Origin of the sequence: Streptomyces dryopteridis (genome assembly GCF_049606955.1) — a bacterium.
Classification (GTDB): Bacteria; Actinomycetota; Actinomycetes; order Streptomycetales; family Streptomycetaceae; genus Streptomyces.
The window spans coordinates 979,663-993,148 of sequence record NZ_CP187114.1 but is presented as its reverse complement, the minus strand read 5'-3'; the positions used below and the strand labels follow the sequence as shown (position 1 = coordinate 993,148).

The following is a 13,486-nucleotide window of genomic DNA, read 5'->3' as shown; positions in this document are numbered from 1 at the left end:
CCTCAGACCGTCGGCGCCTGACGGCTGTCGACGGGGTCTCGGGGGCCGCGCGAGGTCGCGTCGGGGCGCGGCGGGGTGGAGGAGGCGTGCGCGGACCGTTGCGCGCCGGGGCGCGCGACCGGTTCGGAGCCGGTGAAGCGCAGCAGGAGTTGCGCGATCAGCCGGTCGGGGGCCGCTCCGGCGGCGGTGGGCGTGCCCGGCGCGGTGTCCCGGACGAGGGCGTCGTCCGGTGCCGGGAGCATCTCCTCCAGGTAGAGGGGGTCGGGGGCGACGGCGCGGGCCAGCCGCTCCAGTTGGCGTACCCCGGGCAGGCTCGCGAGGTCCACGGGCACGGGCCGGCGCCCGCCGACGGCGGTGGCGAACACGAACCGGGGCAGGCCCCGGCGGCGCGTCCACGCGGCCACCGCCCGCAGCTTCTCGGGCCAGGGCGCGAGCGGATCCGGGGTCTCGTCCTGCGGGACCCGCCAGCCGGCGCGGCCGAGCACGAGGGTGTCGTCGGCGACGATCCGCGGCAGCCGGTCGAGTTCGGGCAGGGCGTTCGCGAGTCCGCCGAAGCCGAGTCCGCGCACGGGCAGCGGGTTGGGGGAGGAGGTCAGCAGGGCCAGCACCACGTCCCACGGGGGGAGCGCGGCGCGGGTCGCGTGGTGCACCGGCCACAGGGTGCGTCCGTCGGGGCCCTCGACCACGATCCGGTCGTCGGCGTCGCGGCGGACCGTGATCCGGTGCAGTGGGATCCGCTCCGAGCCGCCGGGCAGCGCGTCGTCCTCGTCGTGGTAGGCGGCGGGGTCCCCGTCGCCGGTCCACAGGCCCGTGTAGCGGGGGCGGCGCACGGCGTTGGCGGCGCGGTCCCGCAGCGGGGGCACGAGCACCTCCACGAACCGGCCGTCGGCGTGCGGTTCGGTGCGGGCGAGGAGCGCGCGGTGCGCGTCCACGCCGGGCGCGTGCCCGTGCAGACGGCGCAGCGCGGGCGCGAAGCGCGCGTCGAGGCGGGCGGCGGGCCCGGTGCCCTCCAGGACGGCCGCCGGGTCGCCGGGGGCGCGCACGGGCAGCGGGTGCAGCAGACAGTCGACGGGGCCCGCGCCGGTGCCGGTGCCGGGGTCGGCGCCGAGGGCGTCGAGGAGTTCGGCGTCGACCCGGAAGGGTTCCTCGGGCCTGCGGAGCGCGTGGGCGCGTACCAGGTCGAGGAGCCTGCCGTACGCGCCCCCGGCTGCGCCCGGCGCGGGCAGCGGCCAGCGGGGCGCGGCCGCGGGCGGCGGGGTCCAGTCGGGCCGGGCGTCGAGGAACGCGGCGAGGAGTTCGGGCACGGGCCGGGGCACCTCGTCCACGAGGGCCAGCACGGGGTGTGGGGCCGGGGGCGTGGCGGGGCGCAGCGCGGCCAGGCGGCGGGCCGTGCCGAGGGCGGCGCGGATCCGCTGGGCGGCGACCGCGTCGATCCGGCCGCGGGCGTGCCGGTACACGTCGGTGAACCCGTCCGTGAACGTGTCCGTGAACGCGTCCGCGGGCGGGGGCCAGGCGGTGAGGGTCTGGCGGGGCACCGAACGTTCCTGGAGCAGGCCCAGGCCCACCAGGTGGGTCAGGAACTCGGCGAGGACGGCGCGCCGGTTCGCGGCCGTGCCGGCCGGCAGCAGGGTGTCGAGCACCTCGGCACGGGTGCGCGGACCGGTGTCGAGCAGGTCGAGGACGGCGTTCAGCAGCGGGGTGGCGCGCAGGCCGACGGCGTGCAGCCGGCTCGGGTCGGTGGGGTGCACCGTCCAGCAGGCGACGCGGTCGGGCCCGCGCCGGCAGAGCCCGGTCGTGGAGAGCCGGACCGTGCCGTCGGTATCGGCGCCGGCATCGGCGCCGGCGGTCGCGTGCACGTTCTGCATCCGGTGCACCGCGTGCGCCCCGGCGCGCACGTCGACGGAGAGCAGCCCTCCGACGCTGTCGGCGCCGCCGTCCCCGGCCCCCTCGGCGACGGGCAGTACCGCGAGGTGCCCGAGCCAGGAGCGCGGGGTGGTCTTCACGCACGCCCGGCCCAGCAGGCGCCACAGGTGGTCGGCGCGGGTCCGCAGGCGTTTGTCCGTCCACCGTTCGCCCCGGGCCAGGCGTGCGAGCACGTCGGCGACGAGGTCGGGGTCCTCGGCGAGGAGTTCCGCCGCGCCGGGTCCGGCGGTGCGCAGGGTGCGCCAGCCCAGGTCGGCGGTGCGGGCGGCCTCCGCCGTGACGGCGCGTTCGTACGCGGCCTCGGCCTCGGCGATCGCCGCGCCCTCGGCCAGGGTCTCGGCCAGTTCCCGCCGGGCCCGGGCCAGGGCGTCGACCAGGGTGATCCGGGTGGTGGGCGCGGCCAGCAGCGTCCGGGCCGCCGCCAGGACCGGCGGGGTCGGGGGACGGCCGGCGGCCAGGGCCCGGCGCAGCTCGATCAGGGTGCGGCGTTCGGCCCCGGAGAACGCGGGATGGGGCACGAGGGTGTCGCTGATCAGCGCGGCCAGGGCCCGTGCGCGGGTGGTGTGCGCCGCGCGCCGCAGGCCCAGGGCGTGCGCCGTCGCGAACAGTTCGGGGGCGCCGCCGGCCGTCCACAGGCCGACGGGCAGGCCCGCGAGCCGGACGAGTGCCTGTTCGCCGGTGCTCACGCCGACCCCCGTCCGCCGTCGGCCGGGACCGCCGCGCGCGCGGCCGTCACCGCCGTCGCCGCCGGTGCGGTCGCCGGTGCCGCCGCCGGTGCGGTTGTGCGGCGCCGGCCCGAGACGGGGGTGCCGTCGGCCGCGTCGTGCGCGTCGGCCAGCGCCTCCGCCAGCAGGGCCTGGGTGGTGGGCGGCAGGGCGGCCCGGTTCCAGTGGAAGACGGTGCACAGGGCCGCGGCCCGGCGGGGCCCGATGCGTGCCTCGGCGGTCTCGAAGTAGCCGGCGCGCCAGCGCGCGCCGATGTCCCGCACCGCGCTCCGGTGGTCCTCCACCACGCGCACCGCCCACGGCGGCATCCGGTCGAGCAGTTCCTGCGGCCGGGCCCACCAGCCGGCCGCGCCGGCCGCCGCCCGGGCGTGCGGCTCCAGGGCCCGCGCCTCGGCGGGCAGGCGGCGCCCGGTCTCGTGCCGGACCCGGTCGAAGACGTCGCGGTCCTCCCAGCCGACGATTTCGAGCGCGTCGAGCAGGTCCCGCAGCATCAGCAGGGACACCGCCCACGGCGCGACGGGCTCGGGGCCGGTGCGGTGGGCGTGCACGTCGAGCCAGGCCAGGCAGTCGGCGCGGAACACCTCGTGCACGTAGGTCATGGACACCGGCCCGCCGAACAGGTGCGCCTCCGGCTCGTACACCGTGAACAGGGCGGGGCGCGGGGCGGCCCAGGCCGCGACGGCGGCCAGCAGGGCCCTGCGTTCCCCGGGCGGGGCCTGGAACCGCACGCGCAGGCCGGGGGGCTTGTGCATGAAGAAGAAGTCCGCGGCCGTGCCCTCGGCGAGCAGGGTGCGGGCGAACGCGGCCAGTTCGGCGGCGCGCAGGGCGCGACCGGCCGGGTCGGGGGCGCGCTCCAGGCCGACCTGCACCCAGTCCCCGTCGCGGTCCTCGCGTTCGCGCAGGGCGGCCAGACCGGCCGTGACGAAGGTGTCGCGGGCCTGGTCGAGCAGGGCGAGCGCGGCCTCGGGGCCGGGCCCGGCGCCTTCGCCGCCGCCGGCGGCGGGCAGCACGCCGAGGGAGAGGGCGCGACCGCCGAGGTCCACGACGAGCCGGTCCGCGCCGGGGCCCGCGCCGGTGTGCCCGCCGCAGCCCGCGCACCGGGGTGCGCCGGTCGCACGGTCGAGACCGCCGTCGCCGGCGGCGCGGTCGCGGGCTCGCTCGGGGGCGCTCACAGGCCACCCGCCACACGCACGAGCTCCCCGGTGGTGTTGGCGTTGCGCGCCGACACCAGCCAGGCGACGGCGGCGGCCACGTCCACCGGCTCCGAGGCACGACGGGTGGCCACCGGGGCCACGATCCGCTCCAGTTCACCCGGGGGCAGGGACGCCGCCCGCTCCCCGGGCACGGGCCCCGGCAGCACGGCGTTGATCAGCACCCCGTACGGGCCCAGTTCCCAGGACAGGCTGCGGGTCAGCCCGTGCAGCGCGGCCTTCGCGGCGGCGTAGGCGTGGACGAGCGCGATGCCGTCCTCCTCCAGCGTGGTGCGCACGAACGCGCCCTCGGCCTGCACGCTGGACACGCTCACGATCCGTCCCCACCCGGAGCGCCGCATGTGCGGGACGACCTGCTGGGTGAGGTGGAACGTGCCCTCGACGACCCCGCGCACCATGCGCCGCCAGTCGGCCGGATCGAGGGTCTCGAAACGGTCGACACCGGGGCCGGGAGCGGAATCGGGCCAGGGGACGGCGTTGTTGACGAGCACGTCCACCCCGCCCCACAGGTCCGTGACCTGCTCGACGGCGGCTTCGGCGGACACGGGGTCGAGCAGGTCGAAGGGCAGGGACAGGGCCCGGCCGCCGGCGGCCTCGATCTCGGCCACCAGCCCCTCGCCCGCTCCCTTGCGGGTGTGGTGGGTCACGGCGACCCGTGCCCCCTCGGCCGCCAGCAGCAGGGCGACCGCCCGGCCGATGCCCGAGGTCGCGCCGGTCACCAGCGCCACCCGTCCGTCCAACCCCAGATCCACGAGCCCTCCGAGCCTCGATGGTCGATGTGAGCTGTGTGTACCAGCGGGGCGATCGGGGATAACGGGCCGATGGAAGTGCCCCGGCGCATCCGGGGCGGGGCGCGTGAGCTGCGTACGTCTCCGCCGCGCGCCCCCCGTTCGGCCTTGCGGACGCGGTTCCGGACGAGACGTCAACAAGTCCTGTGAGTAGGGGAGTTCGTGCGACCGGAGACAGGGCGGACGGGGAGTGCGGGAGAGGATCGAAGGGGCGCATCGGGCACGGGTCGGGCCGGCGCGGGTCACGGGGGCGGCACCGGGCCGTGACCGGCGTGAACACCCGCTCCGGGGCGGCCCACGGAGGCGCCGGACGACGAGACCCGGATCCCCGCGGGTCGGGGCCCCGCACGCCCCCCGAACGGCCCACGGCCGGCCCCGACGAGGGAAGTTGAGAAGAAAACCATCGCCCCGGCGCGAACGCCCACCGGGGCACGCCGGGTTCGGACCCACGGGCTCCGGAGGCCCGACCCGGGACCCGACCAGTCCCCCGAACACGCGCCCCGACCCGGTCCCCGACCCGCCGACACATCACCCCGCCCCGGGAATCGGGCACCGGCGCCGGCTCGATCCGGCAAGAGGAGCCCTCGTCGTGACCGGGCCTTCCCGCGCGGCTCGCCGCATCATCGGGAGGGGATCCGCGACGACCCGCGCGCACGCACCCGCCACGAGCCGGCCAGGTCCCCGGGACCGGTCGCCACCGAGGTGACGGGCGCCCGGTCGGCGTCCGGCCGCCGGAACCTTCGCTCGCCCGGGGACTCACGCGGCGACGCCGAGGCCGGGAACGCCACCGGCCACAAACCGCCCTGGGCGAGCCGCCGCCAAGGGGCTCGCCCCTGTCCGTGGCACTCACCCCGGCGACCACGACCGATCCCAAGCCCACGAAGGAAAGCCCGCTCCCGCCGGAAGCCCGCCCGCCCCCGAGCCCACGATCACCCCGGCCACCCACCCCCGTTGCCTCTTTCGCGGCTCCACAACAGGGCTCCCGACATCCGGGCCCGGCATGACCGTTCCCCCCCTGCGGTGCGCGTGATCCGGGGGGGGTGTCACCGGGCCGGCAGGACCACCGGCGTGCTGGGAGGCTCTTCGCAACGTGGATGCCGGCGACTGCTGCCACGCCAACGAGACCGGGACAGCGCGGCCTCGTGCGGGATCGGCGTGATCGACACCGGCGATGTGGACGCCTTCCCGGGCCTGGACGTCGGCAAGGGCGAGCGCCGCGGAACCGCCGTGAGCCGGTCCGGCAAGCGGGTCCTCGACAAGCGGCCGCCGAACGGCGAGCCCAAGCCGCGGGCCGTGCCGGACAAGCTCACAGCACAGCACAGCACAGCACAGCACAGCACGGCACGGCACCGCCCCGGTCGTGGTTGACCGTCCCCCCTCCATCGGCGCCCCGCCGCCGGCGGTCGCGCGGAACGCCGGATGCCGCGTCGCCTACCCGCCCGGTCCGACGATGCGCCGGACCGCCGATCCACCCCGGCGAGGCCAGGACCGATGTCCGCGACACCTTCGTCATCGCGTACACCGCCCGCACCATGCCGCACACCCTGCGCGGCATCGAGCCCACCGACGAGACCGTCGCCGAGCCGGAGATGACGGTCGGCTTCGACGACGGCGCGCCGGCGAGGCAACCCGCATCGCCAACCGCCCGCGCGCCCTGCTCACCCGGATCCACCCGCACCCGGAACGCGTGCTCGGGCCGCGCCCGGACCATCCAGCGACGCGGGCCCTGCCGGAACGGTTCGATTCTCCGGCCGGCCTGCGCAGGACCGCACGCCGTCGTCCTCTCGGCGCGGCCCGGCCCCTGACCCCGCGCATGGTCGAGCGCCTCGTCGCGGACGTCCTCAACTCGCTCGACGAACAGACCGCGGTCGTCCCGGGCACCAAGGCGGCCGCGCCGAGCCCGGCCGGCTCGCCACGGGCCGTCCTCGACCGGCGAAGGCTCTCGGAGAAGCGGATCCAGGAACCGCTGGAAGAGCACCCGCTGTCCAAGATCCTCACGCCCATGCCCGGCATCGGAACGCGGACCGGCGCCCGGACACCGATCGACGTCGGCAACGCGAGCACGTTCCCGACCGCCGCCCCCTCGCCTCCTACACCGGCCTTGGCCCCCGTGACCCGCAGTTCCGCGTCCTCCATACGGGGCGAGCAACCCTCTTGCCGGGCACAAGCAGCTGAAACGGCCGCTCCTCCCGGCCGCGTTCGCCTCGCTCGGCGAGCAACCATCCTGCGCCTACCACGAGAAGAAGACCGGCCAGGGCAAACGGCCCACCCATGCGCTCCTCCGCCTGGCCGGACGCCGGACCGACGTGCTGTTCGCCGTGCCCAGCGACGGGACCTTCCCCGAGTCCCGCCCGGCCGAGGCGGTCAGCTGAGCTGCGAGTCCGCCACCAGCACCACACGGTCGGCCGCGGGATCCAACCCCGAGCACCGGGTTCCGTAGTCGCCTTCGGTCGTCATGACCACCCGCTTGCCGAGCCGACGCCCCACCGCGGCCAGGGCCGACACAGGACGTCCGCTCCCTCTTGGCCCTGCCGTTCACGGAGGCCGACGTCGAAGTCGATCTCGACGGCAGACATCGGACGAAGAATCGCCAACACGTCCGGGACCGGCGAGACCCGAGGATCGACCGTCTCCGCATCAGCGGCCCGCGCCGCCACTTCCTCCGCAAAAAGCAGCGGAGCCGCGACGCCGCCCTCCAGGTACTCCCACGTCCATCCGCTCGACCTGACCAGGTCGAACACGGCCTGCCAGTCCTCGACCGAGGCGCCTTCCACGGACACGTCCGGCAGAGCACCCATCAGGTCAGGGGCGAACAGGCTCCTGACACTGCCCCACAGCAGAACCGGCACCCCGCCCTACTGCCCGCCGACACCTCCCGCACACAGCCCGATTCTCTTGACGAACCCCATAGAGGCACCCCCCGCCCCACCGGACGGACCGTTGAACAGAGAGAGGACGTGGTGCCCGGGCCACCCCTCCACACGATCAACCGGCCCCGCAGCGCGGTCGGATGCGGGGCGCCGCCGGCGACGCAGGGCCGCCGTGACGTCCAGCTCAGCTCTTCCGCTCTCCCAGGACGCAGAACTCGTTGCCCTCGGGGTCGAGGAGGGTCACCCAGTGCTGGTCCTCGTCGAAACCCTCGGTGCGCCGAGCACCGAGGGCCAGCAGCCGGGCCACCTCGGCCTCCTGGTCGTCGGGGCGGAAGTCGGGGTGGAGCCGGTTCTTCGCCGTCTTCCCCTCGGGGACGGGCACGAACAGCAGGCCCGGCATCCGGTCCGGCTCGGGCCGGATCTCGATGGTCCCGTCGATTTCGTCGACCACGACCCAGCCGAGAGCCTCGACCCACCAGCGCCCGAGGGCGACGGGATCGGCGGAGTCGACGATGATCTGTTCCCATTCGAGTGCCATGGAGCCGATCATAAACAGGGCCGGCGACGCATCCCGCGAAACCCCCGCCGTCCCTGACCCCCAGCCCTCAAGCCGACGAAGACCGCGCTGCCCCGACCCGCACCGGCGAAGACCGCGCGTACACCGGACCGGCGCGACGCCCGCCACGACGCCCGGCCTCGCCCCCGCCGTCACCGAGCAGGCGCACGCGTGCGCCGCCGACTGCCCGGCCGTTCACGACGGTCAGCCTCCGCCCTGTTCGTTCACCAACGAGACGATGACGAACAGGAAGAACAGCACGACGAGAACGGCGGCACCGGCACAACACCCTCCGGCCCCACTCCCTCGCGGCTTCGCGCCGGTGAACGGGTTCCCGTCCTCGTGCGAATCCCCTTGTCGGACCTGCACGAGCCCACCCGGATCGACGTAGCGGTGGTGTTCGGCGTAATGGCGTAGCAGTTGGCTCGCGGAGGACGACTCGGTGGTCCATCCCGTGGTGAAGCCGCACTCGCCGCATGCTCTCCGGAATTGCGCCACAGTACCCCCCCGTGCGCTCGGTCCCCCTCTCAGCAGCAGAGCACGACGCGGCGATGCCCACAAGGCCCCTCGCGCCACCGCCCCATTCCGCCGACACGCCCCGCCGCCGTGACGGACCGGATGCCCCGAGGACCGACACCGGGCGGCGCAGCCCCGTGCATCAAACCGCACCCATCCCACCCCTCACGTCGGCACACACCCCACACGCGACGCACCCCGACGGCCCCACAACGCCCCTACCCCTTGCGCCTGTTGGGTGGCCCCAAGCCCCGGGAACCCCGATGACGCCGGCGGCCCCGCCGACCACAGAAACCACCCCGCCCCCCACCCGCTCCGGCCCGCACCCCAGGCTGGTCCCGCAACACCACCGGAAAACCCCTTTCACCTACCCGCCATCACCAAGCCCCCACTCCGACCACGAACGAGCCCGCAGACGGCGACGGCCCCGGCCCGGGTCTCCCTCCTGGCCGCCGCCGGGAAACGCTGTTGACCTGCCCGCTGCCGTCAGGCGGCCACTCCGACCAGGAACGAGCCCGCAGGCGGCGACGGCCCCGGCCCGGGTCTCCCTCCTGGCCGCCGCCGGGAAACGCTGTTGACCTGCCCGCTGCCGTCAGGCGGCCACTCCGACCACGTACCCACCCGCACTCGGGCGCTCACCCGACCCAAGGCCCCCGGCCGCCGCCGGGCATCCCTTTGACAGTCTCCGGCGGGTCCCTCGTGCGGTCCGGTTCGCGCGCGGGTCACTGCACGAGGTGGTCGAACTCCCCCGCCTTGACGCCCTGCACGAACGCGGCGAACTTGGCGCGGCTGGTCGTCATGACCACCTCCGGCTCCTCACCCTCCCGCAACACGACCTTGTCACCCGACAGCCCCGCCTCCAGCGAGGTCCGCCCCTCGTCGGCCCCGGAGAACGAGGACTTCCGCCACTCCACGGGTTCCGGTTCCATACGTGCTCCTCGGTTCATGCGTTGTTCCGTCGTATGCCGGCCAGGGAAACACCCGTCCACGAGGACGGCAAGGGGCGAGATCCGGCCACGGCCGGAGCCGTCCCCCGAGCCCGAGGCCGGGGCGGCAACACATACAACCGACGCACCTCACGCACCGACCACTCCGCCACAGTCCCGGCAGCGGCGACCCGCGCGAACCCGCCTGCCACTTGCCCACAGAGCCGTCAGATCGAGCGCGCGCCCCGATTCGACAGCGTCCACCACCCGCCACGCCACCACGAACTCCCACCCCGAGTGGCCGCCCGCCCGCCCCCGTTCCGCCGTTCCCGCTCCGCCACCGCCACGACGGCCCGTCGCACCACATCGTCCCGACCCACGCCACGGCCGGACCACGAACAGGACCCGGTCGTCCGTCAGGAGTACGTCGCCCCCCCCGCAAGTCCCCGTGGACCGGCGCGCTCCCGACCGGCCACGGCTGCCCCGGTGTCTCCCGCTCCGCCCACCGTCCACGGTGCCGCCAGGGCCGACCCCGAGCCCGACCCCCGACCCCGAGCCCGACCCCCGAGCCCGAGCCCTGACCCCCCGAGCCCGAGCCCGAGCCCGAGCTCGCACCCGAGCCCGAGACCTCATCGCGATTTCGAGCCCGCGCCCGGCTGTGATCCGGAACCCCGAGCCCGAGACCCCAACCCCGAGTCTGCCCCGGCCCTGACCCCGACCTCGGCCCTCACCCCGATCCCGCGCCCTACCTCGCTTCCGGTCCCGGGTCCGCTCCGATGTGGTTTCCAACCCCGGGGGCGAGTCGGTGTGGGCAGGCTCGGCGTTGCCGCCGGTGAGGGGCTCGACGCCGCCGACAGTTCCACAGACGCCGCCAACACCCGGCGCGGCTTCCCCAGCGGCCAGGGGAGTGACGGCGAGCGGCTGTTCACGTCCGGCGGTGTCAATGCCGCCTGGCCCGTTGATTCCGACGCGGGCGCCGGCTCGCGTACCGGCAGTCCGCCGGCCGGCGTGGACGCCGTGGTCCGCAGCGCCATCCGGTGCAGGGAGGGTGCCATCGGATACGGTTCGGCGCCCGGCGTCGTTCCTCTGGCGACGGGGCGAACAGCGCAGGGCGACGGGCGTCGTCGGACGCGGTGCGGTGTGTACGGCGCCCCGCTTTCACGAACAGCCGTCGCCCGTCCGCGAGCCGCCTCCGCGAGCCGCATCCGCGCCGTGACCCCGGCGAGGGTCCGCCGCGTTGCGTGGTCACCTCGATCACCCGCGATCCGGTCCGCGCCTTCACCGCCCGCCGTACCCTCTCGGGGCCCTGCCGGCAGCGGTGACACGCCCCTCGCGCTGCCCCGGTCCTCCCCGCGCCCTCACTTGCGCCCACGCCCTCATTGCTGCCCGTCGGGGTCATCGTCGGCACCTGCGAGGGCCCGCCCGGCACCCGCCAGGCCCCGCCCCGGGCACTCGCCAAGGCCCGCCCGCTACTCGCCAGGGTCCGCCGGGCACTCGCCAGCCCCCGCCGGGCGCCCGCCCCCCGCCCACCAGGCCCCACCCGGCCTCACACGCCCGGCCCGGCCCGGTTCCGCCCGGTCCCACATCCCGCCCCACCCGGCACCCGCCCGCCCCACCCGGCACCCGCCCGCCCCACCCGGCACCCGCCCGCCCCACCCGGCACCCGCCCGCCCCACCCGGTACCCGCCCGGCCCATCCCGGCTCCGCCTGGTCCAGCCCGGCCCAGCCCCGTTCCCCCCGGCACCTACCTGGCCTCGCCCGGCACCCGCCCCGCCCCGCACCCGTCCCGCCCCACCCGGCACCCGCCGGGCTTCGCGGTGTCGCTCCGTGTGGTGTGAGGAGGCGCACCGTGTGGCTCGTGCTTTCGGGGGAGGTGGCGTCGGGTCGGGCGGGCGCACCCTCGAAGGGTCGCGGTGCGTCGGGCCGACGTCGTCCCGGCGCGTGCGCTGCCCGCCCGCCCCCTCCGCCGTCCGCACCGGCGAACGGGGACCGGCGGGCGCGCCGCGACCCTGCCCCGCCCGTCGTCGCGACGAGGCCCCGTCCACCCGAAGGACAGCAGACCCATGCCCGCGCACACCCCCCGCCGCCCCCGCCCCCGCCCCCACCCCCGTACCCGTAGCCGTGCCGTCGTGGCGACGGCCGTGCTCGCGCCGCTGCTCGCGCTCGGCGGCACGGGCATCGCGCTCGCCGCCGACCCCGGCCCCGTGTCCGGTTCCGCCGCCGTGTCCGGCCCCGCCGCCGGCCCCGTGACCGGTGTCGCCCCCGCCGGGCCGCCCGGGCAGGGGATCACCGGGGTGCCCGAGGGCATCGCCCGCGCCGCGCAGGGCGGGGACCGGGCCGTGGCGATCACCATCGACGACGGCCCCGACCCCGTGTGGACCCCGCGCGTCCTGGACGTGCTCCGTCGCGACCACGTGCACGCCACCTTCTGCATGATCGGCACCAACGCCGCCAAGTACCCCGACCTCGTGCGCGCCGTCGTCGCCGACGGGCACCGGCTGTGCGACCACACCGTCAGCCACGACGAGACCATGGACCACAAGCCCGTGGACTACCAGCGCCGCGAGATCCTCGACGGCAAGGCCATGATCGAGAACGCCGCGCCCGGCGCACCCGTCGACTACTACCGTGCGCCCGGCGGCGCCTTCACCCCCGACAGCCGCCGGATCGCCGCCGCGGCCGGCATGCGTCCCCTCGGCTGGAGCGTGGACCCCCGCGACTGGAGCCGTCCGGGCACCCGGTCCGTGCTGGACACGGTGGAACAGCTCCGCGCCCACCCCACCGTCCTCTTCCACGACGGCGGCGGGGACCGTTCCGAGACCGTGGCCGCCCTCAACGAGGCCCTGCCCTGGTTCGCCGACCACGGCTACACCTTCGCCTTCCCGGACCGCCTCACCCCCTGATCCGGCGGTCTGTGCCGGCCCGCCCCGCCGCCGCTACGATGACGCTCCGGCACCACGCGGACACGTGCGGGAGGGGCGGGGACACCATGCCGTGGCGCAAGAAGCGGGACCCGAACGAGGGCCAGGGACCGGAGGCGGTCACCAGGCGACTGATCGCGCACGTGCTGGCCGGCGAGCGCCCGATCCCGATCCCCTCGGACCTGAGCCCGTACCCGGGCGAGCAGGTGTACGCGGACGTGCGGGTGCACGTGCAGGCGCACTACGGCACCACCGTCGCCTACGACGCCACCGAGTACACCTTCCAGGGCAGCAAGATCTTCATCGCGGCCGGCATGGTGCTGGGGACGCAGTACGAGCGCAAGCGCCGCAAGGAGGCCGAACGCGAGGCGGCGGCCCAGTGGCGGTACGAGGGCGAGGTGCGGTTGATCCTGTCCGACCTCCGGCTGGTCGGCTTCTACGGCTCCGGCATCGAGCAGTACCCGCTGGCGAACGTGGTGGCGATGCCCGTCGCCGAGGACGGGTCGGCCTTCGGCCTGGCCGTGTCGGGAGCGGCGCCGCTGTGGTTCTCGGGCCCCTGGGCCCCCTTCCTGTGCGTGATGCTCTCCGTGCTCCGGCACGGCACGGTATGGCCCCCGGGCCGCACCTTCCCCCCGGCCCTCGCACCCGCCCCGGTGGCCACGCCCGTCCCGGAGGCCCCACCCGTCCCGGCCGTGGAGCGGGCCCCGGCCCGCCCCGAACTCGACGCGTCCCCGCCCCGACCCGAACTGCCCGCGCCCCGCGCGGAGTCGGCGGCCGAGGAACTGGCGGAGCGCGTGGACCGACTTCCCCCGGCGGAGGCCGCCGAGGTGCTGGAGGCGGAGTCCGCGACCCGGGTGGAAGCGGTGCTGGACCTGCTGGGCAGCCGAAAGGCGCTCGCGATCCGCACGGCGATGCGGGCCCGCAGGGAGGAATGAGCGGCGCCCGTGGAGGGGGGCGAGGAGACCGGCACGAGCGAAGGTGGCCGGCACCGAGGCGGCGGCCGAGACCGGCGAGGTGACGGCATGACGCACGAGGCACACGAGGGGCGCG

7 protein-coding genes and 2 pseudogenes are annotated in these 13,486 nt (G+C 76.1%); 3 read left to right on the top strand and 6 right to left on the bottom strand.

All coding sequences use genetic code 11. The annotated features are described in order from the left end of the window. Positions 1-2: 2 nt before the first annotated feature. Genes ACN20G_RS30950 through ACN20G_RS30940 form a run of 3 tightly spaced genes read right to left on the bottom strand, consistent with a single transcriptional unit; the run spans position 3 to position 4,611 of the window. Entirely contained in the window at positions 3-2,609 is a 2,607-nt protein-coding gene (locus ACN20G_RS30950; RefSeq protein ID WP_424216551.1) for a lantibiotic dehydratase, read from the bottom strand. Then, entirely contained in the window at positions 2,606-3,820 is a 1,215-nt protein-coding gene (locus ACN20G_RS30945) for a thiopeptide-type bacteriocin biosynthesis protein (protein WP_424216550.1), read from the bottom strand. The genes ACN20G_RS30950 and ACN20G_RS30945 overlap by 4 nt, the downstream gene beginning before the upstream one ends. After that, positions 3,817-4,611, bottom strand: coding sequence for an SDR family NAD(P)-dependent oxidoreductase (locus ACN20G_RS30940; protein ID WP_424216549.1), 795 nt, complete (start codon positions 4,609-4,611; stop codon positions 3,817-3,819). Before ACN20G_RS30940 ends, ACN20G_RS30945 begins: the two co-directional genes overlap by 4 nt. Before the next feature lie 1,191 nt (positions 4,612-5,802). Between ACN20G_RS30940 and ACN20G_RS30935 the strand changes: the two are divergent. Continuing rightward, positions 5,803-7,019, top strand: a pseudogene (locus ACN20G_RS30935) (IS110 family transposase). Here ACN20G_RS30935 and ACN20G_RS30930 read toward each other — a convergent pair. The 3 genes and pseudogenes from ACN20G_RS30930 to ACN20G_RS30920 form a co-directional block, all read right to left on the bottom strand. Beyond that, positions 7,012-7,496 (bottom strand): annotated as a pseudogene (locus ACN20G_RS30930) (hypothetical protein). The pseudogenes ACN20G_RS30935 and ACN20G_RS30930 sit on opposite strands and share 8 nt — an antisense overlap. A 205-nt stretch (positions 7,497-7,701) precedes the next feature. Next, entirely contained in the window at positions 7,702-8,067 is a 366-nt protein-coding gene (locus ACN20G_RS30925) for a VOC family protein (protein WP_424216548.1), read from the bottom strand. Between the two features lie 1,244 nt (positions 8,068-9,311). Next, the gene (locus tag ACN20G_RS30920) at positions 9,312-9,518 is read right to left on the bottom strand and encodes a DUF397 domain-containing protein (RefSeq protein WP_424216547.1); all 207 of its coding nucleotides are present in this window, start codon (positions 9,516-9,518) and stop codon (positions 9,312-9,314) included. Positions 9,519-11,578: 2,060 nt separating this feature from the next. On the opposite strand from ACN20G_RS30920, the gene ACN20G_RS30915 reads away from it, so the two are divergent. Together ACN20G_RS30915 and ACN20G_RS30910 are read left to right on the top strand one after the other, a co-directional pair. Continuing rightward, the gene (locus ACN20G_RS30915) at positions 11,579-12,418 is read left to right on the top strand and encodes a polysaccharide deacetylase family protein (protein WP_424216546.1); all 840 of its coding nucleotides are present in this window, start codon (positions 11,579-11,581) and stop codon (positions 12,416-12,418) included. An 86-nt stretch (positions 12,419-12,504) separates the two neighbouring features. Beyond that, positions 12,505-13,371: a hypothetical protein gene (locus ACN20G_RS30910; RefSeq protein WP_424216545.1), complete on the top strand. Its 867-nt coding sequence runs from the start codon at positions 12,505-12,507 to the stop codon at positions 13,369-13,371. Positions 13,372-13,486: the final 115 nt, after the last annotated feature.